Origin of the sequence: Halobacillus sp. A1 (assembly GCF_024189295.1) — a bacterium.
Taxonomy (GTDB): domain Bacteria; phylum Bacillota; class Bacilli; order Bacillales; family Halobacillaceae; genus Halobacillus_A.
Genome location: NZ_JAIZEN010000005.1, coordinates 1 through 22,201, shown reverse-complemented (window position 1 = coordinate 22,201; position 22,201 = coordinate 1). Strand labels below are relative to the sequence as shown.

The window sequence follows — 22,201 nt, the reverse complement described above, 5'->3', positions numbered from 1 at the left end:
CTTTATTTTTGATATTTCTTTTTTAAAGCTTCTTCGACAGGAGGAGGCACTAAATCGGAAATATTCGCTCGATATTTAGCCACCTCTTTGACAATACTTGAACTTAGAAAGGAATATTGATTATTTGTCATCATAAAAAATGTTTCAATTTGCTGATTCAATTTTCTGTTCATTGATGTGATTTGCATTTCGTATTCAAAATCACTGACAGCACGCAAACCGCGAATAATAGCCTGAGCATTTTTTTCTTCTGCATAATCCATCAATAATCCATTACATGAATCTACAGAAACGTTATCAAAATATTTAGTAACTTCTCTAAGCAGAGCCACTCTTTCATCTACATCGAATAAAGGAGCTTTACTTTGATTATTGAAAACGGCTACCGTCACGTGGTCAAAAACTTGAGCACCGCGCTGAATTATATCTAAGTGGCCGTAAGTCACTGGATCAAAACTTCCTGGACATATCGCTAACCTTGTCATTTATGGCTAACCTCCTACTGAAAAATGGACACACCTATATTACTCCCATATTTTTCCGATTTCATAAGTTTGAGATGCATGACTTTTTCCGGTACTTCTTCTGAAGCATCATGCTCACAAACGATAATAACATTTTCAGCCAAGAGGTCGTATTGTACAAGCTTCTCTATTAACTCCCTATAAGAGAATTTTTTGTAAGGAGGGTCGAGAAATATGTAATTGAATTTCAAACCTCTTTTGCTTGCTGCCTTCATGGCAACATAAGCATCTGTTTTAAAGACTTCTGCTCTATCTTTCAAACGCAGCATTTCTAAATTCTGATGGATAACCTGTACGGCTTTCTGCTGCTGGTCAATAAAAATGCAGTCATTTACACCACGGCTTAAAGCTTCTATCCCAAGACCACCGCTGCCCGCAAACAAGTCCAAAGCTGATCCTCCATCAAAAAAAGGTCCAATCATCTGGAACAAAGATTCTTTAGCTTTATCTGTTGTCGGTCTTGTCTTATGGTTTGGGACCGGCCTAAGCTGACGCCCTTTGTGCTCACCTGAAATCACTCTCATTGTGGGCCCCCTCTCTACATTCACAATAATCCTACCATAATTCAGCGCCCACTGGAAATTTTTCATTAAGAACAGGAAACAAGTATAAAAAATTCTTTTTTGGTCATAATGTTAACAGAAGCAGCGACTTTTGCTTCTGGAAACGGTGAAGACTTATTTCCCCATAAGTTTTTCGACCGGTTTCTCCTCTCCCTTTGCTTTTTGCTTTACTATTGAAAGCAGAAAGAAGGGCTGTCCATAATGGGACAGCCCTATTTTTTTATCCTTTTTTAAACCTCGTTTTTAACTTATCATTAAAATAGTGGTGGACAAACTATTAAAAATGATAAAGTAACAAAAGATGAAAAAACGGGAGGCTTATTATGAGACAAAAGTTTATTGAATTAGGGGAAGGTTACGCAGATATCTATGAATTGTTAGAATTAGGAGAACAAATGCCCGAACGAATTGATTACGCTATTGCTTTTTATTGTGAAAAATCTAGACAGGCTGTCTCTTCGCTGGCATTCATTATGAAACCGACCTCGCAGCAAAAATTTCAACCTATTTATATATGCCGGGAAGGGATACCAAATCCCCACGAGAAACCAAACAAGCGCTTCGATTTATTTCAAGCTGTGGCTGAAAGTGCTGGGAAGACAGTGACTGAATTCACAGTAAAGCCTTCTACTATGTTTCCGGAAACTGAACTTTATTATAACTATTTAATAGGCATCTTAAGAACAAACCGTATTTTATCTCCACTAAGTTAAAACATAAGCGGCCGTTCTTAAACGGCCGCTTTTCTATATACCCATTTTATAATCGTATTGTTTCGCTTTATCAGGCTTTGCATTTTCGAAGTCTGTCCTAATGTCAGGCTTATGTGAAATAAGAACTTTAGAAACGAATGGAAGCCTTTCCAGTTTGTCCATTTTAAAATCGACTTCGTCCTGATTAACATAAATCAAAGCATACTTATGCTTTTTTGAAGCGTGAATCAAATGCCCTTGTTTCTTGATTTGCCTTATATTTTTCATATGTTGAAAATAAACAATCAGACCTTGTCTTTTTGTTCTCATGACGTTCCCTACTTTTTAAGAGTTTAGACTTAGTTTATCAGAGGATAAGTATTCCATCAATCATACTCATATAAATAAACTACGAGGCACAGCCGCAGCCTCCTCCGCTGCCACATCCGCATCCAGAATCAAATACCATTCCGTTACGAGGTACTTTGATTTGTTCACTCACACTAAAGGCAACACTTTGACTGATTTCATCAAGTAACTTCTGCACTTCTCTTTCTGCTCTCTTATATTGAACGACTTTCTCATGCATATCCATTTCACGTTTCACACTGCGAACGCGCTTCATGATATCATTGTAATCTGGGTGATAACGACCGAATCGTTGAACATCCTCATACTGATCTTTTATATTTTTAAAATTACGGATTAAAGTTTGAGCTTCCTCATCAGTTTCCATATCTAATTTAGCCTGATGGTACTGCGCCATGACTTCTGAATCCATAATCATCTGGCCGATGGTTTCTGAACGGTCTATAAGATCGACAATTTCCATTGTTGCTAACATGGTTTGCGTTCACCTCCACCTTTATCATAACAAAATTCAAGGCAGATTGAAATATACTTCCATCTGCCTCGTTTCTTAATAGTAAGGGTATTCAACTGGGGGTCTTCTCTCTTGTTTATCTTGCTGAACATTTGAAATAATCTGCTGAATCTGGCCTATGGCGCCATTAAGATCATCAATGTGCTTTGAAACATCTTCCCAGTCAATCTCTTGAAGTAAAACACCGAACTGTTTCATCCATTCTTTTTTGGACATTTTCCCTTCACTCTTCACTTCGGGCAGTGTATCCCAAAAAGCATCATCTTCCCCGAGGATCATCCACTTTTCATAATAACTTTGAATCAGCCCGTGATTTTTTCTTAGATGATCTTTAATATGTGGATGCTGCTTAACGAATGCCTTGAATTTCTGAACACTCGGTTGTAAATTGTGTCCACTCATGATTCTCACACCTCACTACTCTTATCTACAATACAGCCTATGCATTTTTTTTCAGTTCGTTCATCACTTGTTAATACAAAAGCTAAGTTTAACTTCAATGTTGATTTTTCATGAAAAGTTATACAACGGTATGGAAGGATAGTTGAAGACTTGGGTTTCGAGTATACAGGGCAAAATAAAAAACGGCCTCCCATAAGGAGACCGTTTTTTATTTTAGTGAAGTTCAGGACGTTCTGAAATTTCTTGCAGTGCAACTCCAGCTGCCTGATCCGATTTTTCTTCAGTCGAAAGATCACCTAGTGAAATTATACCAGTAAGTTTGCCATTTTCCACGACAGGTAGACGGCGCACCTGATGCTCAGCCATCATTTGGCTGGCTTCTTCCAGACTAGCTTCTGGGCTGATATTATAAACTTTGTCACTCATCACTTGTTGAACAGGTGTTGAGTCAGGGCTGTGACCTGCATAACCGCGAACGGCTAAGTCACGATCTGTAACCATTCCCATTATTTGACCATTGTCGTCACAGATAGGGACAGCCCCTACACCCTGCTGTTTCATCATATTAGCTGCGTCATATAAGCTGCTGTTCATCTGACACACCGATAAATCAGTGCTCATGATGTCTCTAACCTTTTTCATGAAAAAATCCTCCTCATTTATTCAAATTTCACTGGTTAGTATCCCCGAATCAGAACGATTAAATCATGCAAACACCATTAATTTATAGTATAATTAAATGGCGCGATACGAGGAATTCTAAAAATTGCTACTTCCTCTGTTTCATATTAAAATGAATGCATATACATAAAATTTGCGAGGTGACAGGAATGAAACTTGAAGGTACTGGGATCGAAGGACTAGTCTGTGATTTAAAGCCTTTGACCCACATTATGGAAAGCAATGGATTTATTTTAGGTGGATCTTGGGACTACGAACGAGTGACTTATGATTATAAGGTAGACTCTCCAGAAAAAAACGTCACGTACTACATTCGAATTCAAGGTTATGCCATAGAAGGGGACGTAGACCGTGGGAACGCTGTCATTCAATTAGTTACCCCTCTGCTAGGAAAACATTATTATCCACACGGTGTTGAGTATGGCGAACAAGAGGAATTCACCTCAAGTTTAATCGAAAGAGCGAATAAAGCCGTTCACAACCTACAAGAAGCTGTAGTTCAGCATCAAAAATCATAGTCATCAGCATACAGAATAAGTCGCACACCTTGTTTGGTGAGCGGCTTTTTTAGAGCAATGTCAACGAATTTATAGAGAGGGGGATTTACAAAAATTGTTCCGCTACCTTAGTAAACGTCAGTGGATACTGATCTTCTTAGCACTTTTATTCATCATAGCGGGTTATTTTATACTTCCCGTATCCGTTCCATTAATCATCGCCTTTATTACTGCATTATTCTTAAACCCAGCAGTCCGCTGGATGCAGTTTAAATTCAGACTTAATCGAAAAATGGCTGCTACTATTGCATTTTTGTTATTTTTAGTGATGATATTTATGCTCGGCGCCTATACGGTTACACGTGCAGTAACTCAAATTGTTGAATTAGCAGATAATACACCGATGTACATCAACCAGATCAACAACGTGCTGCTAAATTGGCAAAATGATATGAACAGCTTTTCACAAAATATGCCCCAGGAATTCGTCGATAAAGTTTCCTTAGAACTTATGAATACAATCGACTCGACAACACAAACGCTGAGCCAGAAGCTGCAGCTCAGCAACATAGCTGCTTTTGCGGCAAAAATTCCAGAATACTTAGTGAGCTTCCTTGTTTATTTAATTGCATTATTTCTTTTTATGCTGGAACTGCCGCGTCTTAAAGATAAAATGCATAGTAATTTCACGGAAGCCACTTCAGAAAAAGTAAAATTTATGAATGCACGTCTTTCTTATGTTGTTTTCGGCTTTTTAAAGGCACAATTTTTAGTAAGCATCATAATATTCTTCGTCTGTCTCATCGGATTATTATTCATATCGCCTGAAGTAGCTATTGTCATGTCTCTGATCGTATGGATTGTTGATTTCATCCCTATCATCGGGTCTATCGTGATTTTAGGGCCGTGGGCACTTTATATGTTCATTACAGGAGATTTTACTATGGGGGGACAATTAGCCGTGCTGGCTATTGTTTTACTGGCTATCCGCAGAACAGTTGAACCGAAAGTCATGGGAAGACATATAGGATTGTCTCCTCTTGCCACGCTCATTGCTATGTATATCGGCCTCAAACTTATAGGAATTTTAGGTTTTATATTGGGGCCTCTACTTGTCATCGCTTTTAATTCAGCTAAAGAAGCAGGGATCATTAAATTGAACTTCAAATTATAATATGAATCGAAAAAACCTTTCTCCATACTTAGAATGGAGAAAGGTTTTTTACATTTCTTGATTAAACTCTGATTTTTTATTGTTTCTCTTTTGTTTCTTCTTCTCAAAAGTGAACATATCACGGTTCATTAGAGTTTGGGAAAAGCCATTATTAATCAAAACCTTTTGAGAGGGAATATTCCGCTTACCGCATTGAGCCTCGATGCTACGTACTTTATCATGTGAGAATCCCCACTCACACATCGCTCTAACAGCTTCTGTAGCGTAGCCCTTGTTTCGCTCATTTTCTACTACATGATACCCCACTTCGATCATCCCATCTTCATCAGGGGGTCCTTTAAACCCTATATCTCCTATCACTAGTTCTTGATCGACATCAATCATAATCCACGGCCCGAAACCCAGTACTTGAGAATCCTTTTCTAAAGCTTCTGCATAGAAAGGCAGCATCGCCTTCAAACCATCGTGCGGCCAGCTTTTATTCCAGGGAAGCTTGTATTTGTAATAAAATCCTAAAGGATTCTTCATTATCGTTTGAGCCAACTCTACTGTTATCGGGACGAATTTAATTCGAGCGGATGAGAATTCCATCTACTTTCTTACTCCCTTTCCTTTATGTAATATACTAGTCATAGTCACCTGTATACCTGTTTCCTATACTTATTAAACAAAATCATAAAAAAAACAGCCAGATGATTCTGACTGTCTAGAAGCCGAAAATAGCTTTAAGCATACTCGTTGTTGTTCCCCCATCATAAATAATGTATAACAGTAAATAAACCATGACGCCTGTAATAGCTGTACAAAACCAAATGACACTAGTGACAGGGCCGATTTTTCTATGTTTAGGGAGCTTCCTTTTTAAAGCCAAATTCAATGTGACTAATCCGAACACTCCGCCCGTGGTAGCCAAAATGATGTGAAAGATTAAAAAGATGGTATAGTAAGTTTTTATTTGGTCGGGACCTCCGAAGCTTGTGTTCCCGACAAAAATTGTACGGCTTACGTATATGATAAAAAAAGTAAGAGCACTGATCGATGCAGCTACCATAGTTCGTTTGTGGGCTTTCCTTTTATCTTTAGCGATAAACACCCAACCGAAAGCTACAAGAATTGCGCTTACTACTATAAAAAATGTACTCAATGTCGGCAATAAAGGCATAGATGTTTTCTCCTCTTTAAAAGCTTACAGAATAAGGAGCCGAAATACGTTTATTAACGAATTATTTCCGACCTAAGATTCTGTTTGAATGTTTGCAGGAAGTGGATCGATCGTGTCTCTTTCTCGATTGAACCATGTAAAGAATATCCGGGCAATCATTACACCGAAAATAATCTCCTGTGTAATTTTCATTATGATTCCACCAAGCTGCTGGTCTTCCACTAAAGGCATAGGAGTAAAATATTCAGGACCACTAAGTGAGCTGGAAATACCATTCAATACATCCGCAGGAACGCATAAACTCATCGCCTGCATCCAGGCGCCAGATTGCGTATACGTTTCATATAAAGGAGTACCAGCAAAAATGATCAAACCGCATGCAGGTGTAATTAATATCCCATTAGCAAATATAAAACCTATCTTTAATATCGGACTTAAGCGATCCATTTCCTTCAATGGTGTGAAAACGGACCACCACATAAAGAATGCCGTAAGTAAAATAAGTGTTGTAATTATGGTATGGGCAGCTTCATTAGACTTTGCGTAATCAAATAATACAGGCATGTGATAAATGGAAAACGCTCCATTAAATACAATCAAAGCTAATAAAGGTTTGGTAACGATACGCAGGAAGCTGCTCAGAATAGGCACGCTAAATACTTTTCTCCAAATCCATACAGGGATACCTTTAATGATCAATATAGGGAAAAGCAGATAGTATAACGCCATTTGCGTCATGTGAGCTGTGAACATGATATGGGACAATAAATCTACAGGCGACCCTTTGATGATATAAAGTAAAAGTAGTCCGGAATAAAACATCAGTTGCTGACCAACGGTAGGACGTTCTTCTCCCTTTTTACGTTTAGGTCCAGTGACATAAAAATAAATAGCAGCTAAAGCTATAATGAATACTAAATAATAAGGACTCCATAATGCACGAAATCCAAAAATTTGAAGTTCTAACCACATTTGTAGCTCACCCCAGTTTCCTATACTTGTTCTACTCTATTCTAACGAATATCAGGATAAAAAACGAGCCTTGCTTAAGACATTTTTCTATTGTTCATAAATTGGACATAAAGTTCTACCTTCTATAAAGGCAAACAAAAAAGACCGGAAATTCCGGTCTTTTTGCTCTCTACCACCAAATGATTGTAGTGAATGTGATTATCGTTAATATAGCAACAGCTAACCCACCATACATCATTACGGCAACCATGTCATGTCCCTTATTTTTCATATGCATGAAATAATAAAGCTGGAAAAGAACTTGAACTACTGCAAGCAGCAGCAAAGTCGGAACTAAAAATACAGAGCCAATATCTAGTAAAACCATTCCGAAAGCAATGAATGTAAAAAGAATCATCAAAGCGAAGCTAATGACTTGCTGCTTCATTTCTTCTTTATGCTGCTTTCGTTCAAATTCGGCTTTCTGCTGAGGTGTTTGTGATTGATTATTCACTATTTAGCCCACCTTTCCCATCAAATAAACGACAGTAAAGATAAATACCCATACAACATCAATAAAGTGCCAGTAAAGACTTGCAATATAAAACTTCGGCGCATTATAAAGGTTCAAGCCCCGTTTTGAGTTACGAATCATTAAAGTTACAATCCAGCATAATCCGAACAATACGTGCCCGCCATGAAAACCAACTAAGGTATAAAAGGCAGAACCAAATGCTGAAGATCTGAATGTAAATTCGTACTCATGTATATAATGCACAAATTCATAAATTTCAAATCCTAAGAAAGCTAACCCTAATGCTACGGTTATACCTAACCAAAGCTGCATCTTTTTGAAATCATGGTTTTTCATATGATACATCGCATAAACACTAGTGAGTGAACTAGTTAATAACAGCATCGTCATAATGAATACTAATTCTAACCCAAAAAGGTTTTCTGGCGTATTCTCACCAGCTGTCGAACGGTTCAAAGCCAGATAAGTACCGAATAAACTGGCGAAAAGTACAGTTTCTCCTCCCAGGAAAAACCAAAAGGCTAAAAATTTATTTTTACCCTCGAGGGTGGCTTTCTCAGGATCATGTGGCATTTGCTTAGGATTGAGTACGTCATCATGACTCATTATTCACCAGCCCCCTTTTCAAGATCTTTTTCAAGCTCTTCTTTATGAATATGATGCCCAAGATCATCTTTCAATGATCGGGTCAGCATAGAACCTAGCGTAAGACCCATACCAAGGAATACGAGGATCAACCAAGCTTTATTATCTACCTGGTAAATAAATCCAAACCCAGCTATAAATAGCCCCAGGGAAATCAGAAACGGTAATATCGATGCGTTAGGCATGTGTATATCACCTAATGGCTCAGCAGGTGTCATACCTTTCTTGCCTTCACTCTTCTCAACCCAAAGTGGATCAAGACCACGTACAAGCGGAGTTTGAGTGAAGTTATAGTGAGGAGGTGGAGATGGAATAGACCATTCCAGAGTACGACCATCCCAGGGATCTCCGCTTACTTTTTTAGCTTTAACACTTGTATAGACGACATTCACTAGGAAAATCACAGTACCGATAGCCATTAAGAAAGCACCGATCGTACTGATCAAGTTTCCTGCTTCAAGCCCCTGACCTTCCAAAAATACCCAATAACGCCGTGGCATTCCCATAAGACCAAGAAAATGTTGTATAAAGAATGTCAGGTGAAAACCGATAAAGAATGGCCAGAAGGCTAATTTTCCTAGCTTTTCATTCAATACTTTTCCAAACATTTTCGGCCACCAGTAGTGAAGGGCTGCAAAAAGACCGAAAACTACTCCGCCTACAATAACATAGTGGAAGTGCCCGACTACAAAGTAAGTATCGTGATACTGGTAATCCGCTGCAGCTGCAGCTAACATTACACCTGTCATACCACCAATAGTAAAGGACGGGATAAAAGCGACAGACCAGAGCATAGCTGCTGTCATCTTAATGTTTCCTCCCCACATGGTGAACATCCAGTTGAATATTTTAATCCCTGTAGGAACCGCGATAGCCATAGTAGCTACGGCGAAAATAGAGTTAGCGATTGGTCCCATACCTACTGTAAACATATGGTGAGCCCATACCATGAACCCAAGAAAACCAATCAATACAGTTGCAAACACCATGGCGGAGTACCCGAATAGTCTCTTCTTAGAAAAAGTTGAGAATATATCACTAAAAGCGCCAAATAAAGGCAGTATGAGAATATATACTTCGGGGTGACCGAATATCCAGAATAGGTGCTCCCAAATAATAGCGTTTCCACCAGCGGCCGTATCAAAAAATACCGATCCAAACATACGGTCGAACATCATTAAGAATAGTCCAACTGTAAGAGCCGGGAACGCAAATAAAATCAAAGCACTAGTTACGAAAACAGCCCACGTAAATAGTGGCATACGCATATAAGTCATACCAGGAGCGCGCATGTTCACGATCGTAACAAGGAAGTTAATCCCTCCGATTAATGTACCGGCACCTGATATCTGAAGGCCCATAACATAATAATCGACGCCGTGACCTGGTGAAACAGTAGATAAAGGCGCGTAGTTTGTCCATCCTGCGTCAGGAGCTCCTCCTGTGAACCAGGAAACATTTAAAATAACGCCGCCGAATAAAAACAACCAGAATCCAAGTGAATTCAAAAATGGAAAAGCTACATCCCGTGCTCCAATTTGTAATGGAACCACGGCATTCATCAAAGCAAATATAAGTGGCATGGCAGCCAGGAATATCATCGTTGTACCATGCATGGTAATCATTTCATTGTACAGACCAGCAGAGATGAAATCATTATCTGGTTTCATTAGCTGTATACGGATTAACATCGCTTCAAGCCCGCCGATTAGGAAGAAGAAACCACCAGCGACCAAATAAAGATGGGCAATCTTTTTATGGTCAACAGTTGTTAAGTAATCCCAAATCATAGCGCCGAGTCCACGATTCTGTGCAAGTGCAGTACTCACGCTTTAACCTCCCTTTAAAACCTCAACATTTATTTATTCTTCTTCAACTTCTGCCTCTGAAGCACTAGCACCTACATCTGAATGGTCCAGTTCTAATAGGTAGTCAGCAATTTGACTCGCCTCATCTTCAGAAACAAGGTTTGCAGGCATTTGGTTTCCTGGTTTGAATTGCTCAGGATTTACGATCCAATCCATTAAATTTTCTTTTGATGGTTCAATGACTCCTGCAATTTTCGTTCGATTAGCAAAGTTAGTCATATTAGGACCTTGTCCTGCTGCCCCGTCTCCGATAGCATGACAGCCCATGCAATTATTTTCATAAAGTTCTTGACCTTCTTGGGCTTCAGCAGTTGCTTCAGGGTCGACATTCTGCATGTCTTCTTTCCACTGATCATAATCTTCCGGGCTTACAGCGATGACGCGAAAGTCCATGAGCGAGTGTGATGGACCGCATAATTCTGCGCAATGTCCCCAGTAGACTCCTTCTTCATAAGCTTCTAAGTACATCGTATTGTCATTGTCCCCAGGGTTGGTATCCATTTTACCAGCAATGGATGGAACCCAGAATGAGTGAATGACATCGCTTGATTTCATATCTAAGTATACTCTTTCACCAGTAGGAATATATAAATCCTGACTAGTAGAAATCTCGTCATCCGGGTAACCGAAATGCCACCAATATTGATTCCCGGTAACTTCAATCGTGGTTACACCTTCGTCACCTTTTGTAGATTCGTCTGCTAAATCAAATGTAGCTTGAACTGTTGGTACAGCTAATACAAGCAGCAAAATAATCGGTATAACTGTCCAAATCACTTCCAAAGCCTTGTTACCTTCAGTTTGTTTAGGTATGAAATCTTCCTGGCCTTTCTTCTGACGATAACGAATAAGTACAAACGTATAGATGGCCATAACGATAATAAATACAAATAGCATTATCGCAATACTGATCATCATAAGATCAAACAATAAATCCGAGCCGTATCCTTTTGGCTTTAGAGCACTAAGATTATCAACACCACAGCCTGTTAATAGAAGGGTTAGTGCACTAAAAATGAAGAATGCCCGAAGCTTTCCCATCCAACCTCTCATTGAGTAATACCTCTCTTTCTTTTTTGGAATTATAACAATATATATAGGAACTAGCTCATAAAAAATATGAGCTAGTTTCTCTAATAAGGGAAAGGCAATGTAACTAACACCATCGTTAAGAACATGATGGTCAAATAATTAAGAGAATAAACAAACATCCACGTTGCCCACTTATAATCATCCTTCATGAAAAAACCAGCAATCCCAAGGATCAGCCATCCAAGAGAAAGGGCAAAAGCTATTGATAGGAATATACTGCCGAGTGAAGCTAAATATATCGGCAATGGAAGCAGGCAAGCTACATATATAACTATCTGTCTTTTAGTCATGCGAAAGCCATGGACAACAGGCAGCATAGGTATCCCTGCCGCTTTATAATCGTCTCTCTTTTTCATAGCTAAAGCCAGAAAGTGTGGTGTCTGCCAGATAAACATTATCAGGAATAAAATGACCGCTTCCAATTGTAAGCCTGGGTCGATTGCTGCCCAGCCTATTAAGGGCGGTACAGCTCCTGAGAAACTTCCAATTACTGTATTAATAGTATACTTCCTCTTTGACCACATCGTATACAGAACAACATAAGTGAACCATCCGAAGGCGCCGAAGAGAGCCGCCGGAATTGTCGTAAAGGATAATATAATAATCCCAAGAACAGAGACAGTTACTCCCATCCATTTAATTACGTTAATTGGTATGGAGCCCGTCACGGTTGGGCGGCTGTCTGTTCGAGCCATCAAATGGTCTATATCTCTATCATACCAGTTATTTAAAATACATCCACCGGCAATTACGAAAGCGGTTCCGAACATTGTCAGTAAGAAGGTTAGCCACTGATCAGTAAAGCTGGCACCTGTAAAATAAACAGCGAGCCAAAAGCCAGTAAAAGTAGTAATTAAATTGGAGTTTATGATCCCGACTTTAATTAAGCTTTTAATGTCAGCTAGAAATGAAGTTTCCCGGACAGTCGATTTGATGACTTGGGGTGCTGGTGATTCAGCTGTTCTAGGATTGTCCATTGAAATATCTTCCCTCCTTCTCCTGCTTCATAGTTTCATCTTTATAAAGCAGTCTTAGTTCCTTGTAAAAAAGTAACATTCTCAAGAAACATCAAAATAATTGTATCATGTAATCAAGTTTCTATCTATTTCTACATTACAATTTTATTTTTTTGTGTCAAAATTGTGAAGGTTGAAGGGATACAGATTTCAAGGTTTTCAATTGAATAGACATCCTGCCGAATCTGTTCATAAATAAAATGAAATAGTGAACTAACGTACTGTCCTTACAAAAATAAAACCCGGCATTTTACGCCAGGTTTCATTATCTCCTAACACTAGACTAGCATTTTTCTCCATTTTAGTTATTCAAACTCTATCAACAAGTCTCCTACATGTATGGCTTCATTATTTTTAATATATATGGCCTTGATTACACCATCAAAAGGTGCTTGAACTGTTGTTTCCATTTTCATCGCTTCCGTGATCATCAAATGATCTCCTTTTTTTACTCTTTCGCCACTTTCGGATAAAACTTTTATAACCGTGCCAGGCATACTTGCTCCAATATGTTTTTCATTCGACTTATCGGCTTGAGGACGCTCCTCAACGGTGGAAGCAACATTTTGGTCTTTTATGACTACTTCCCTCGGCTGCCCGTTCAGTTCAAAATAAACAGTGCGATTTCCGTCTTCCTGGGCTTCACCGATGGAAACGAGCTTGACAATAAGGGTTTTCCCTTGTTCAATTTCCACCTCTATTTCTTCACCCAGTCGCATACCATAGAAAAATGTCGGTGTATCCAAAACGGACATATCCCCATATTGTTCAGTAAACTTTTGGAAATCCATAAAAACTTTAGGATAAAGTGCATGGCTTATTAGATCGAAGCTTGTAATCTGTCTGCCCAGCTTATGAAATAAGGTCCCTTGTAACTCTTTAAAATCGACAGGGTCCAGCAGTTCACCGGGACGCACCTGTAAAGGTTCTCTTCCTCTTAAGATAATGCGCTGCAATTCTGGAGGAAATCCTTCGTGAGCCTGTCCTAAATACCCCTGGAACAACTCTACGACACTGTCAGGAAAAGATAACGAGTCACCACGCTCATATATATCATCTTCGTTCAAATCATTCTGAACCATAAATAAGGCCATATCTCCAACGACTTTCGAAGAAGGTGTGACTTTAACTATATCACCGAACATATCGTTTACACGACGGTACATCCTTTTAACTTCATCCCAGCGAGAAGCGAGACCCACAGCGCGTGCCTGCTGTTGAAGGTTACTATATTGACCGCCTGGCATTTCATGAATGTAAACCTCTGAATGAGGTGCCATCATTCCACTTTCGAAATCTTTATAATTTTTACGAATATCTTCCCAATAAAGCCCTAACTTTTCATATGCGGATATGTCCATTCTCGGTTTGCGTTCATTATATTGCATTGCGTAGTAAAGACTATTAGCACTTGGCTGTGAGGTAAGACCGGCCATTGAACCTGCCGCCACATCGACTACATCCACTCCAGCTTCAATAGCACGAGCATATGTAAATATGCCATTTCCGCTCGTATCATGGGTGTGTAAGTGAATCGGTATGTCAATTGTCTCTTTCAGATGGGAAATAAGCTGATAAGCCGCTTCCGGTTTAAGCAATCCTGCCATATCTTTAATACCTAGAATATGAGCACCCGAGTCTTGTAATTCTTTAGCCAAGCGTTGATAATATTTCAAATCATATTTTGGTCTGGTGGAGTCGAGGATATCGCCGGTATAACATATAGCAGCTTCAGCTACTTTATTATTTTCCCTGACGGCATCAATCGTAAGCTTCATGCCTTCAACCCAATTTAAACTATCGAATATACGGAATACATCGATACCCGCATTCGAGCTTTTTTCGACGAACTCTTTGATCAAGTTATCAGGATAATTCTTATAACCAACAGCGTTTGAAGCCCTTAAGAGCATCTGAAATAAAACATTCGGCGCATCCTTACGCAGTTTAAGAAGTCTTTCCCACGGGTCTTCGTTCAAAAAACGATAAGCGACATCAAAGGTTGCACCGCCCCACATCTCTAAAGAGAAAAGATCTGATAATAATCTAGCGGTAGGTTCTGCAATAGTATGAAGATCTTTTGTCCTTACACGTGTAGCTAGTAATGATTGGTGTGCATCACGAAAAGTTGTATCTGTTAAGAGCACATCCTGCTGGTCGATCAACCAATTGGCTAAACCTTCTGGTCCTTTTTCGTCCAAAATTTGTTTTGTACCCGAGGGCATTTCCTCGAGCGTATTGATATGAGGAACTCTTGGAGAAGGAAGTGTCGGCTTTTTCCTATTACCCTGCCCTTCAAAGCCGTTTATAGTACGATCGGCTATGTAGGACAGCATCTTCGTTCCGCGGTCTTTTCTTTTTGGGAAAACAAACAATTCCGGAGAACGATCGATAAATGTTGTATTATATTCCCCTGTTTTGAACTGCGTATGTTGGATTACGTTCTCTAAAAACGGAATGTTTGTTTTAATTCCTCGAATTCTGAACTCCTTGAGGTTCCTGACCATTTTCTGAGCTGCTTGATCAAAGCTTAAAGCCCAAGTAGAGAGTTTGACGAGGAGGGAATCGTAAAACGGTGAAATGACTGCTCCTTGAAATCCATTTCCTGCGTCTAATCTTACTCCAAATCCTCCGCCTGATCGATAAGCCATTATTTTTCCTGTGTCAGGCATGAAATTATTTAAAGGATCTTCAGTAGTAACTCTTGATTGGATGGCATATCCGTGAGTTTTTATTTCAGCTTGTTTAGGTATCGATAACGGTTTCTCATGAAGGGCATATCCTTCAGCAATCATGATTTGAGATTGAACGATATCAATCCCTGTAATCATTTCAGTGATCGTATGCTCTACTTGCACTCGTGGGTTTACTTCAATGAAGAAAAATTCTTCCCCTGTAACTAGGAATTCTACAGTTCCGGCATTCAGATAATTGATATTTTTCATCAATTGAACAGCCGCAGAGCAAATCTCTTCTCGTAATTCATCAGTTAAAGAAACACTCGGAGCAACTTCGACAACTTTCTGGTGACGACGCTGTACAGAACAGTCGCGTTCGTATAAGTGAACGATATTTCCTTTTGAATCACCGAGGATCTGAACTTCAATGTGCTTCGGTTCTTCGATAAGTTTCTCAACGTACATCTCAGAACTTCCGAAAGCTGCCTTCGCCTCTGACCTTGCCCGATCATAACTATCTTTTAAGGTCTCTTCACTTCTTACAATTCTCATACCGCGACCGCCGCCGCCCATCGCAGCTTTGATCATTAACGGATAACCATGTTGGTTGCCAAAGTCACGGATCTCATTTAAACCGCTTACAGGACCGTCCGTACCAGGTATGACAGGAATGTTAGCTGCCACCGCCTGATCTCTTGCTTTCACTTTATCGCCAAACATATTCAGGTGTTCACTGCTAGGGCCTATAAATATGATTCCCTCTTCTTCACAGCGTCTGGCAAAATTGATATTCTCCGACAGAAATCCATAACCAGGGTGGATCGCATCCACCCCGACACTTTTTGCAATTTCAATAATACCTTCAATATCCAGATAAGCATCAATAGGTTTTTTTCCTTCTCCAACAAGGTATGCCTCATCAGCTTTGTATCTGTGAAATGAGCCTGTATCTTCTTGAGAGTAGACGGCGACTGTACGAATATTTAATTCAGTACACGCACGAAAGACTCGAATGGCGATTTCTCCACGGTTTGCTACAAGAACTTTTTTGATCTGTTTTAATTCTGCCATGATCTCACTCCTTGTTTATCAGCACGATGAACGGGCTCTCTAAGTGGTTCATACGTTTTTTGTTTCTCAGATTCTTTCAATTTTACATTTCTAGCTACATTGTTTAGAACGCCTAATGCCAGCATCATGATAAGCAGCGATGATCCTCCGTAACTGACTAAAGGCAGAGGTACACCAGTGATTGGCAGTAGTCCGCTCATTGCTCCAAGGTTTATTACCGATTGGATAGCAAACATCGAAGAAATACCCAATGCTAATAATGCTCCGAATGGATCTTTACATTTCCACGAAACATACAGCCCTCTTAAAACGATGAGAGAGAGTAGACCAATCGTTATGATCACCCCCAGGAAACCTAGTTCTTCTGCTATGACAGCCATAATGAAGTCAGTATGAGGCTCAGGTAGGTAGCCTAATTTTTGTACTCCTTGACCTAATCCTTCACCTAGAACCCCGCCTGTGCCAATCGCTACATAGGACTGGATCAAGTGATATCCATCTGCGTCAGGAGTACTGAATGGTTCATAAGCTCCTGTGAAACGTTCAACACGTTCATCAGTGATCATTTGTGTCGCTGCCAAAATCAATACTAGCCCTGTAACTGAACTAAGAATTAAAATGTGTTTCCACCTGATTCCTGAACTCATAATTAATAGGCTGGCAATCATACCGATAACTGCAGCCGTACCAATATCAGGCTGTAATACAATAAGCGCAAGCAAAAATCCTGTAACAATTAAAGGAGGAAGTACAGCTTTTGAAAAATTTTCTATATAATCTTGTTTTTTTGCATAAACGGAGGAAAGATATATGATCAGTCCAAGTTTTGCTAATTCTGCAGGTTGAAAATTCATGAAACCTAAATTATACCAGGATTGCGCATTATTTACATTCGTCCCAAAAAAGAATAATCCAACGAGGGACATCACCATGATAAGTACGATTAACTTGGACATTTTTTTGAAATGTCTGTACGGAAAGATTGAGGCTAATATCATCAGTATTATACCGATGAACACCCATTGTAATTGTTTGAATAAATAGTGGCTGCTAGATACATCGTAGCGCACTGGCCCATATACCATGCTGGCGCTGTAAACCATGACTGTCCCAAACGCCACTAAAGCGATCGGAGCAAATAATAAGGTGAAGTCATAGCTCTTTAATCGTTTTATCATAATATTCATCCCTACTATACTTATATTTTCTTGTTGTACATCTCATTTTCCTGCTTTTTTTATGTAAATAGAGAAAATTCGTTTAAAATCAACACATATCCTTACAAAAAAACTCAAATCACAACATAAAATGTCGTAATTTGAGTTTGTCTGTCACGAATTTTGCGCTGCTTCATGTAAGACATTTAGTTGTTTTTCTAAATTATCTAATATCGACTTTCCTTCTTCTTCGCTAATTAAGTCCAATCGAACTGCAAAATGAATTTCTCGTGAGAGCCCGAACATTTGTGTATCTAAAACTTCCTCATATAATGGACATTGAGGCATGGTCAAATTGTCCATTTGAACTTTTATTAGTCGCAGTATTTTATCAGCATCAGCCTTCAGAAGGGCATAGGCCTTTTCCTGGTGATCCACAGCCACATCAGACAACATCAAGATCCCCTCCATTTACAGTCTATCTTCTATTAATAGTATCGTCTTGGACCAAAAAATGCAACAATGGAATTGCAGTATTTTAAAATATCGATAGATCGTAACGATTCGATAAAATCTCCAATAGTTTTGTCCCAACAACACTATTACCCTTCTCATCCAGGGCTGGACCATAGACTGCAATGCCGCCAAAACCATTCAATGATGCCATGACACCGCCAGAAACTCCACTTTTGGCAGGAACTCCTATTTTTATCGCAAAAGCCCCTGAAGCATCATACATTCCGCAAGTGACCATAAACGTTTTACATATTCTTGCAAAATGTTTTGAAATAATTCTTCTCCCGGATTTTATGTCCCTTCCTTCATTCGCGAATAATGCGCCAATCCTTGAGAGTTGCTTGACGTTTACGTCTATTGAACATTGCTTCGTATAAACATCCAACGTCTCTTCCACACTGCCGTTAATTACATCATGCTGCTTTAAATAATATAATAAGGATCGATTTAAATAAGCGGATTGAAACTCTGATGCAGCCACCTCTTCATTCACTCCTATTGAGTGATCATCTGTCATTTCATGTATAAAGCTCAACAGCCTTCCCACTTTCTCAGCGGGGTTGTCTCCGTGAATCATATTGGATACAGCTAAGGCTCCTGCATTGATCATCGGGTTCAGCGGTTTGGAGGGGCGGTACTGTTCTAAACGATATATAGAGTGAAACGGGTCACCAGTAGGCTCCATTCCTACCCTGTTAAAAACATATTCTTCCCCATTGTCCATAAGGGCAAGTGCCAGTGCGATCACTTTTGAAATACTTTGAAGCGTAAAACAGGTTTCCACTTCACCAGCATGAATACAATCATCATCTAAATAATAAATAGCAGCTGACAAATCGTCTGGGTTTTGCTGTGATAATGCCGGGATATAATCAGCCACTTTTCCATCATGTGCATAGGGACGTACGTTGTCCAGCCAGCTTTCCAGTGTATCTTTTGTAATTTTATCTTTCATACAATCTCCTCCTAGTGAAATCGTCTACATTTTTTGCTATGCTTTGAGTGTAGTTATTTAATTGAGAAAGGTGGCTGTTCCATTTGATCGTTCAAATACAAGGGGATGTGAAATTCCCAATAACTTTAGATCCTACTGTATGGATTTTTGATGATAGAAAACGCAGTTACGATGAAATATTCAATCCTACTTCTGTACCAAGTCCTGAAGATAAAGATGAAGAGCTAAAAAAGCAGTCCAAACGATTTGATAGAGAAGTCTATCAACAAAAAATCAATCCACCTGTCAACAGGAGTCTGCACCGGCGAGAAAAAGAGCGCATTTTAGAAGAATCATTCTTGATGCCGATCCAGCCTTTCATCCATACAAGTGAGCCGAAAAGCCACGTCGAAAGTGTAACTCTAATTACTGACTCCGGAGAACATAAACTGGATGCCGACCGATTTGCAGAAGGATTATTCTTATTTTCCAAAGACGGTAAACCTTTAAAGGAAGACGGCCCGGTACATTTATATTTTGCCGATAAAAGTAAAGAACAAACACCCATTAAAGGAATTAAAAGAATCATTTTTCAATAATAATGAGTAAAGGCAGCTTTCAAAGGCTGCCTTTTTGCATAATAATGGCTGGAGCTTCGCACACTATAGAAAAAGAAGCGAGGGTCCCAAATGAAGCCTATCTTAATTATTGGAGGTTTACTCTTTTTAATAGCATGTCAGCAGCAGGAAAGTGATTCCTTGTTACAGGAAAAGTCTAACACCAATACAAATATGCAATATGTAAGCAACTCTGACCCCGTTCCACGGGAAGATAAAACGAATCAAGAAACGGCCCGCCACCTTGCAAAACTTGCTGTCGAGATACCTGATGTACATGACGCAACTGCAGTAGTCATCGGTAAATTTGCTGTGGTCGGCATCGACGTCGACAAAGACCTGGATAGGTCGCGCGTCGGGGTAATTAAATATTCTGTTGCCGAATCTCTCAAAGATGACCCTTACGGAAGAGAAGCCTTAATTGTGGCCGATGCAGATGGTGTTGAACGCATTAGGGATTTAGGTTCTAAAATGGCTGAAGGGCATCCTGTAGAAGCAGTCACCGATGAATTGAGCCAAATCGTGGCAAGATATTTACCCGAAGGTCCTGTCGAACACGAACCTGAAGAAACCGATCAAAACAAAGAAAAAATACCTGAAAATGAAGAGAAAGAAATCGACGAAATCCAAGAGGAACAGTCGACGGACCAATAAAAACTCTCACGCATTCATGCTCATGCGCTCCACATTAAAACAGCTAAACCCCTTGGGATTTAGCTGTTACTTTTTTCAATGATTTCTCTTTCTTTTTCAGTTAAATCATTGTAGTACTGAACTCCAAACTGAGAACCTTCTGAAACCATTTTTGCGTTTTCACTGTCAGCCAATTCAGGGTTTCCAGCTTCTTCTATCGGCATATCTTCCTTTTTAGAGAACTTCCCTTGTATCGACTTAGCTTTATCTACTACTTGCTGCCTCTTAGTTTCATCTTTCAATAAATATGCAGCCACTCCGCTTGTCGCGGCTCCCACTGCTGTAAAAATCCAACGCTTCTTCACACTATCATCCCTTCTGAACACCTTAAAATTTTCTGTATGTAAAGTGTTCCCTTTCGAATTTTATTTAAACCACAAAATGCGAGAGATTCTGAATCATGATATGATGTAAATTAAAGAAAACTTTTATAAGAAAAAATCAATATAAGCAGAGAAATATATATGTTCTATTAAATGAATTCATTTTGAAAGAGGTGACCAAGATGAAAGTGAAATGTGTATTATGTGATTCAATTAATACAATCGACAGCTATTGCTTACAAGCTAAAAGACTCCGGAACCGAAGGATCACAACTTACATGTGTCCTGACTGTCATGAAAGAATAAAAAAGAACACAGAAAAACGAGTAAATTCAGGACACTTCACCTTTAATCGCGAAAGGAAACGTGAGAAGCATCTGCCTTAAATAGAGAATCCCCCTGACATTGTTTTTACAAGCCAGGGGGACTTTTATGACTGATGCTGCTCATTACTGCGTTCTTTATGAAGTCTAAATCGATAAATCCCGAGAATTAATGCAGCTACGACAAGGCTTTCTGCTAAAGGTAAATTTAATCCCAGAATTAAAGTTAAAAGAAACGTACCTATGATGAGAACACTATAGACGACTATATTTTTCATTAAAGGTAATTTCCTCGCGAACCCCAGTTTGAACGTTATGATTGCCAGAATTACTGTGACTAAGTATAAAAAGAAAAATGAACGAAAAAGCAACGCTACTTCACTCTCATCATTCATATTAACTTCACTGCCCATGCCCTTGAAAAAGAAATCTGCTATCGGCCACAAGTCTGTTGGTACTTCTAAAGTCGACATAATTGTCTTGATGCCTCCCTACCCTTCATTACTCTCCATATCATACTAAATCTTAGAATTTTACGCTACCACATTCGCCAGGATAAATTTCAACCGTTTTCATCTATAGTTATTTGTTTTATAATGAATACTGACTTTACTAGGAAAAAAACTTAATAAACACGTCTCTCAAACATTTAGGAGTGGAATGATGAAAAATATTAATTGGAACTCAATACTTCTCGCTTTTTTTGTCATATTATCATTTATATCTGTGGGTTTCGCCCTCGGGCAGAAAGTTTTTTGGCTTGCAGGCGCTTTTCTTTTAATTGGATTTGCATTGATGGGTTATGGGATATCAAAGAAAAAGAGAGAAACTGCTCATTAAAAAACGCGGCTTTCTCTCAGGGTAGTTCTGATACTATGGAGAAAATTCCATAAAGGCTTAATGCTCACAAAGACGCTGGGATATTATCCCAGCGTCTTTGTTCGTAAAATTTCCTTAATAAACTAAAGCTCCTTTTAGTGGAAGACTCAGTTTCGAGACATAATGAGAATCCAGGGGCTCCGGGAAACGGATCGCTTTCCGGGGGGCGGGCGCTGAGCCTCCTCGAGCTTCGCTCTCCGGGGTCTCACCTGTCCCGCTCCTCCCCCAGGAGTCTCACCGTTTCCCTCCGCCCCTTTGCCATATAAGTATCTCGAAACCGCTTCAACAAAAGCAAACAATTCTGTTAGTACGCAGTTTCTCGGTC

27 protein-coding genes are annotated in these 22,201 nt (G+C 39.4%); 7 read left to right on the top strand and 20 right to left on the bottom strand.

Translation table 11 applies throughout. The annotated features are described in order from the left end of the window. Positions 1 to 2: 2 nt before the first annotated feature. Both coaD and rsmD read right to left on the bottom strand, forming a co-directional pair. On the bottom strand, positions 3 to 485 hold the full coding sequence (coaD, locus tag LF817_RS06955; protein ID WP_253935069.1) for a pantetheine-phosphate adenylyltransferase: 483 nt from the start codon (positions 483 to 485) through the stop codon (positions 3 to 5). 14 nt (positions 486 to 499) lie between these two features. Continuing rightward, positions 500 to 1,048, bottom strand: a complete 549-nt coding sequence (gene rsmD / locus LF817_RS06950; RefSeq protein ID WP_253935068.1) for a 16S rRNA (guanine(966)-N(2))-methyltransferase RsmD — start codon at positions 1,046 to 1,048, stop codon at positions 500 to 502. Between the two features lie 362 nt (positions 1,049 to 1,410). Here rsmD and LF817_RS06945 point away from each other — a divergent pair, with 362 nt between their 5' ends. Further along, positions 1,411 to 1,800, top strand: a complete 390-nt coding sequence (locus tag LF817_RS06945) for a DUF7147 family protein (protein ID WP_253935067.1) — start codon at positions 1,411 to 1,413, stop codon at positions 1,798 to 1,800. 33 nt (positions 1,801 to 1,833) lie between these two features. On the opposite strand, the gene LF817_RS06940 is transcribed toward LF817_RS06945, so the two are convergent. The 4 genes from LF817_RS06940 to LF817_RS06925 all read right to left on the bottom strand — a co-directional run bounded on the left by LF817_RS06940 (position 1,834) and on the right by LF817_RS06925 (position 3,706). Beyond that, positions 1,834 to 2,109, bottom strand: coding sequence for a YlbG family protein (locus LF817_RS06940; protein ID WP_253935066.1), 276 nt, complete (start codon positions 2,107 to 2,109; stop codon positions 1,834 to 1,836). Positions 2,110 to 2,188: 79 nt separating this feature from the next. Continuing rightward, positions 2,189 to 2,623 (bottom strand): YlbF/YmcA family competence regulator, encoded by a 435-nt coding sequence (locus LF817_RS06935; RefSeq protein ID WP_253935065.1) that lies wholly within the window; start codon positions 2,621 to 2,623, stop codon positions 2,189 to 2,191. A gap of 75 nt (positions 2,624 to 2,698) precedes the next feature. Then, complete coding sequence (gene ylbD, locus LF817_RS06930; protein WP_253935064.1) at positions 2,699 to 3,064, bottom strand: spore coat protein YlbD; 366 nt, start codon at positions 3,062 to 3,064, stop codon at positions 2,699 to 2,701. Positions 3,065 to 3,277: 213 nt separating this feature from the next. Continuing rightward, complete coding sequence (locus LF817_RS06925) at positions 3,278 to 3,706, bottom strand: CBS domain-containing protein (RefSeq protein WP_253935063.1); 429 nt, start codon at positions 3,704 to 3,706, stop codon at positions 3,278 to 3,280. 188 nt (positions 3,707 to 3,894) lie between these two features. Between LF817_RS06925 and LF817_RS06920 the strand changes: the two genes are divergently transcribed. Both LF817_RS06920 and ytvI read left to right on the top strand, forming a co-directional pair. Then, entirely contained in the window at positions 3,895 to 4,263 is a 369-nt protein-coding gene (locus LF817_RS06920; protein ID WP_253935062.1) for a YugN family protein, read from the top strand. Between the two features lie 94 nt (positions 4,264 to 4,357). Continuing rightward, a complete protein-coding gene (gene ytvI, locus LF817_RS06915) occupies positions 4,358 to 5,416 on the top strand; it encodes a sporulation integral membrane protein YtvI (RefSeq protein WP_253935061.1) in 1,059 nt (352 codons plus the stop codon). A gap of 48 nt (positions 5,417 to 5,464) precedes the next feature. Here ytvI and LF817_RS06910 read toward each other — a convergent pair whose 3' ends face one another. The 12 genes from LF817_RS06910 to glsA all read right to left on the bottom strand — a co-directional run bounded on the left by LF817_RS06910 (position 5,465) and on the right by glsA (position 19,062). After that, entirely contained in the window at positions 5,465 to 6,007 is a 543-nt protein-coding gene (locus tag LF817_RS06910) for a GNAT family N-acetyltransferase (RefSeq protein ID WP_253935060.1), read from the bottom strand. Positions 6,008 to 6,122: 115 nt separating this feature from the next. Beyond that, entirely contained in the window at positions 6,123 to 6,578 is a 456-nt protein-coding gene (locus LF817_RS06905; RefSeq protein WP_253935059.1) for a DUF420 domain-containing protein, read from the bottom strand. Between the two features lie 72 nt (positions 6,579 to 6,650). Then, on the bottom strand, positions 6,651 to 7,550 hold the full coding sequence (ctaG, locus tag LF817_RS06900) for a cytochrome c oxidase assembly factor CtaG (RefSeq protein WP_253935058.1): 900 nt from the start codon (positions 7,548 to 7,550) through the stop codon (positions 6,651 to 6,653). A gap of 169 nt (positions 7,551 to 7,719) precedes the next feature. Then, a complete protein-coding gene (ctaF, locus tag LF817_RS06895) occupies positions 7,720 to 8,046 on the bottom strand; it encodes a cytochrome c oxidase subunit IVB (RefSeq protein WP_371925013.1) in 327 nt (108 codons plus the stop codon). Continuing rightward, entirely contained in the window at positions 8,047 to 8,670 is a 624-nt protein-coding gene (locus LF817_RS06890; RefSeq protein WP_253935056.1) for a cytochrome (ubi)quinol oxidase subunit III, read from the bottom strand. Continuing rightward, the gene (ctaD, locus tag LF817_RS06885; RefSeq protein WP_253935055.1) at positions 8,670 to 10,538 is read right to left on the bottom strand and encodes a cytochrome c oxidase subunit I; all 1,869 of its coding nucleotides are present in this window, start codon (positions 10,536 to 10,538) and stop codon (positions 8,670 to 8,672) included. The genes LF817_RS06890 and ctaD overlap by 1 nt, the downstream gene beginning before the upstream one ends. Before the next feature lie 33 nt (positions 10,539 to 10,571). Then, on the bottom strand, positions 10,572 to 11,630 hold the full coding sequence (coxB, locus tag LF817_RS06880) for a cytochrome c oxidase subunit II (protein ID WP_253935054.1): 1,059 nt from the start codon (positions 11,628 to 11,630) through the stop codon (positions 10,572 to 10,574). Positions 11,631 to 11,710: 80 nt separating this feature from the next. Next, positions 11,711 to 12,646: a heme o synthase gene (gene cyoE, locus LF817_RS06875; RefSeq protein ID WP_253935053.1), complete on the bottom strand. Its 936-nt coding sequence runs from the start codon at positions 12,644 to 12,646 to the stop codon at positions 11,711 to 11,713. A 344-nt stretch (positions 12,647 to 12,990) separates the two neighbouring features. After that, entirely contained in the window at positions 12,991 to 16,434 is a 3,444-nt protein-coding gene (gene pyc / locus LF817_RS06870; RefSeq protein WP_253935052.1) for a pyruvate carboxylase, read from the bottom strand. Next, positions 16,422 to 17,612, bottom strand: a complete 1,191-nt coding sequence (gene ftsW / locus LF817_RS06865) for a putative lipid II flippase FtsW (protein ID WP_253935051.1) — start codon at positions 17,610 to 17,612, stop codon at positions 16,422 to 16,424. The genes pyc and ftsW overlap by 13 nt, the downstream gene beginning before the upstream one ends. 153 nt (positions 17,613 to 17,765) lie before the next feature. Next, a complete protein-coding gene (locus LF817_RS06860) occupies positions 17,766 to 18,047 on the bottom strand; it encodes an Fpa/YlaN family protein (protein WP_371925006.1) in 282 nt (93 codons plus the stop codon). A gap of 82 nt (positions 18,048 to 18,129) precedes the next feature. Next, on the bottom strand, positions 18,130 to 19,062 hold the full coding sequence (gene glsA, locus LF817_RS06855; RefSeq protein ID WP_253935050.1) for a glutaminase A: 933 nt from the start codon (positions 19,060 to 19,062) through the stop codon (positions 18,130 to 18,132). Positions 19,063 to 19,145: 83 nt separating this feature from the next. Here glsA and LF817_RS06850 point away from each other — a divergent pair, with 83 nt between their 5' ends. Next, positions 19,146 to 19,640 (top strand): hypothetical protein, encoded by a 495-nt coding sequence (locus tag LF817_RS06850; protein ID WP_253935049.1) that lies wholly within the window; start codon positions 19,146 to 19,148, stop codon positions 19,638 to 19,640. Positions 19,641 to 19,730: 90 nt separating this feature from the next. Further along, positions 19,731 to 20,312, top strand: a complete 582-nt coding sequence (locus LF817_RS06845) for a YhcN/YlaJ family sporulation lipoprotein (RefSeq protein ID WP_253935048.1) — start codon at positions 19,731 to 19,733, stop codon at positions 20,310 to 20,312. Positions 20,313 to 20,371: 59 nt separating this feature from the next. Here LF817_RS06845 and LF817_RS06840 read toward each other — a convergent pair whose 3' ends face one another. After that, positions 20,372 to 20,656 carry a hypothetical protein gene (locus LF817_RS06840; protein ID WP_253935047.1) on the bottom strand — a complete coding sequence of 95 codons (285 nt, stop codon included), beginning with the start codon at positions 20,654 to 20,656 and terminating at the stop codon, positions 20,372 to 20,374. A gap of 200 nt (positions 20,657 to 20,856) precedes the next feature. Here LF817_RS06840 and LF817_RS06835 point away from each other — a divergent pair, with 200 nt between their 5' ends. Next, positions 20,857 to 21,060 (top strand): YlaI family protein, encoded by a 204-nt coding sequence (locus LF817_RS06835; RefSeq protein ID WP_253935046.1) that lies wholly within the window; start codon positions 20,857 to 20,859, stop codon positions 21,058 to 21,060. 44 nt (positions 21,061 to 21,104) lie between these two features. Here LF817_RS06835 and LF817_RS06830 read toward each other — a convergent pair whose 3' ends face one another. After that, positions 21,105 to 21,470: a YlaH-like family protein gene (locus LF817_RS06830; protein WP_253935045.1), complete on the bottom strand. Its 366-nt coding sequence runs from the start codon at positions 21,468 to 21,470 to the stop codon at positions 21,105 to 21,107. A 190-nt stretch (positions 21,471 to 21,660) separates the two neighbouring features. On the opposite strand from LF817_RS06830, the gene LF817_RS06825 reads away from it, so the two are divergent. Further along, on the top strand, positions 21,661 to 21,837 hold the full coding sequence (locus LF817_RS06825) for a DUF5325 family protein (RefSeq protein ID WP_253935044.1): 177 nt from the start codon (positions 21,661 to 21,663) through the stop codon (positions 21,835 to 21,837). Positions 21,838 to 22,201: the final 364 nt, after the last annotated feature.

Bases quoted from the DNA above. Each gene is read 5' to 3' on its own strand.
- coaD (WP_253935069.1), bottom strand. From the start codon at position 485: ATGACAAGGTTAGCGATATGTCCAGGAAGTTTTGATCCAGTGACTTAC.
- LF817_RS06935 (WP_253935065.1), bottom strand. From the start codon at position 2,623: ATGTTAGCAACAATGGAAATTGTCGATCTTATAGACCGTTCAGAAACC.
- ylbD (WP_253935064.1), bottom strand. From the start codon at position 3,064: ATGAGTGGACACAATTTACAACCGAGTGTTCAGAAATTCAAGGCATTC.
- LF817_RS06945 (WP_253935067.1), top strand. From the start codon at position 1,411: ATGAGACAAAAGTTTATTGAATTAGGGGAAGGTTACGCAGATATCTAT.
- LF817_RS06925 (WP_253935063.1), bottom strand. From the start codon at position 3,706: ATGAAAAAGGTTAGAGACATCATGAGCACTGATTTATCGGTGTGTCAG.
- ctaG (WP_253935058.1), bottom strand. From the start codon at position 7,550: ATGTGGTTAGAACTTCAAATTTTTGGATTTCGTGCATTATGGAGTCCT.
- LF817_RS06860 (WP_371925006.1), bottom strand. From the start codon at position 18,047: ATGTTGTCTGATGTGGCTGTGGATCACCAGGAAAAGGCCTATGCCCTT.
- rsmD (WP_253935068.1), bottom strand. From the start codon at position 1,048: ATGAGAGTGATTTCAGGTGAGCACAAAGGGCGTCAGCTTAGGCCGGTC.
- LF817_RS06845 (WP_253935048.1), top strand. From the start codon at position 19,731: ATGAAGCCTATCTTAATTATTGGAGGTTTACTCTTTTTAATAGCATGT.
- cyoE (WP_253935053.1), bottom strand. From the start codon at position 12,646: ATGGACAATCCTAGAACAGCTGAATCACCAGCACCCCAAGTCATCAAA.
- pyc (WP_253935052.1), bottom strand. From the start codon at position 16,434: ATGGCAGAATTAAAACAGATCAAAAAAGTTCTTGTAGCAAACCGTGGA.
- LF817_RS06825 (WP_253935044.1), top strand. From the start codon at position 21,661: ATGAAAAATATTAATTGGAACTCAATACTTCTCGCTTTTTTTGTCATA.
- LF817_RS06890 (WP_253935056.1), bottom strand. From the start codon at position 8,670: ATGAGTCATGATGACGTACTCAATCCTAAGCAAATGCCACATGATCCT.
- LF817_RS06910 (WP_253935060.1), bottom strand. From the start codon at position 6,007: ATGGAATTCTCATCCGCTCGAATTAAATTCGTCCCGATAACAGTAGAG.
- LF817_RS06940 (WP_253935066.1), bottom strand. From the start codon at position 2,109: ATGAGAACAAAAAGACAAGGTCTGATTGTTTATTTTCAACATATGAAA.
- ftsW (WP_253935051.1), bottom strand. From the start codon at position 17,612: ATGATAAAACGATTAAAGAGCTATGACTTCACCTTATTATTTGCTCCG.
- glsA (WP_253935050.1), bottom strand. From the start codon at position 19,062: ATGAAAGATAAAATTACAAAAGATACACTGGAAAGCTGGCTGGACAAC.
- coxB (WP_253935054.1), bottom strand. From the start codon at position 11,630: ATGAGAGGTTGGATGGGAAAGCTTCGGGCATTCTTCATTTTTAGTGCA.
- LF817_RS06920 (WP_253935062.1), top strand. From the start codon at position 3,895: ATGAAACTTGAAGGTACTGGGATCGAAGGACTAGTCTGTGATTTAAAG.
- LF817_RS06905 (WP_253935059.1), bottom strand. From the start codon at position 6,578: ATGCCTTTATTGCCGACATTGAGTACATTTTTTATAGTAGTAAGCGCA.
- LF817_RS06835 (WP_253935046.1), top strand. From the start codon at position 20,857: ATGAAAGTGAAATGTGTATTATGTGATTCAATTAATACAATCGACAGC.
- LF817_RS06830 (WP_253935045.1), bottom strand. From the start codon at position 21,470: ATGTCGACTTTAGAAGTACCAACAGACTTGTGGCCGATAGCAGATTTC.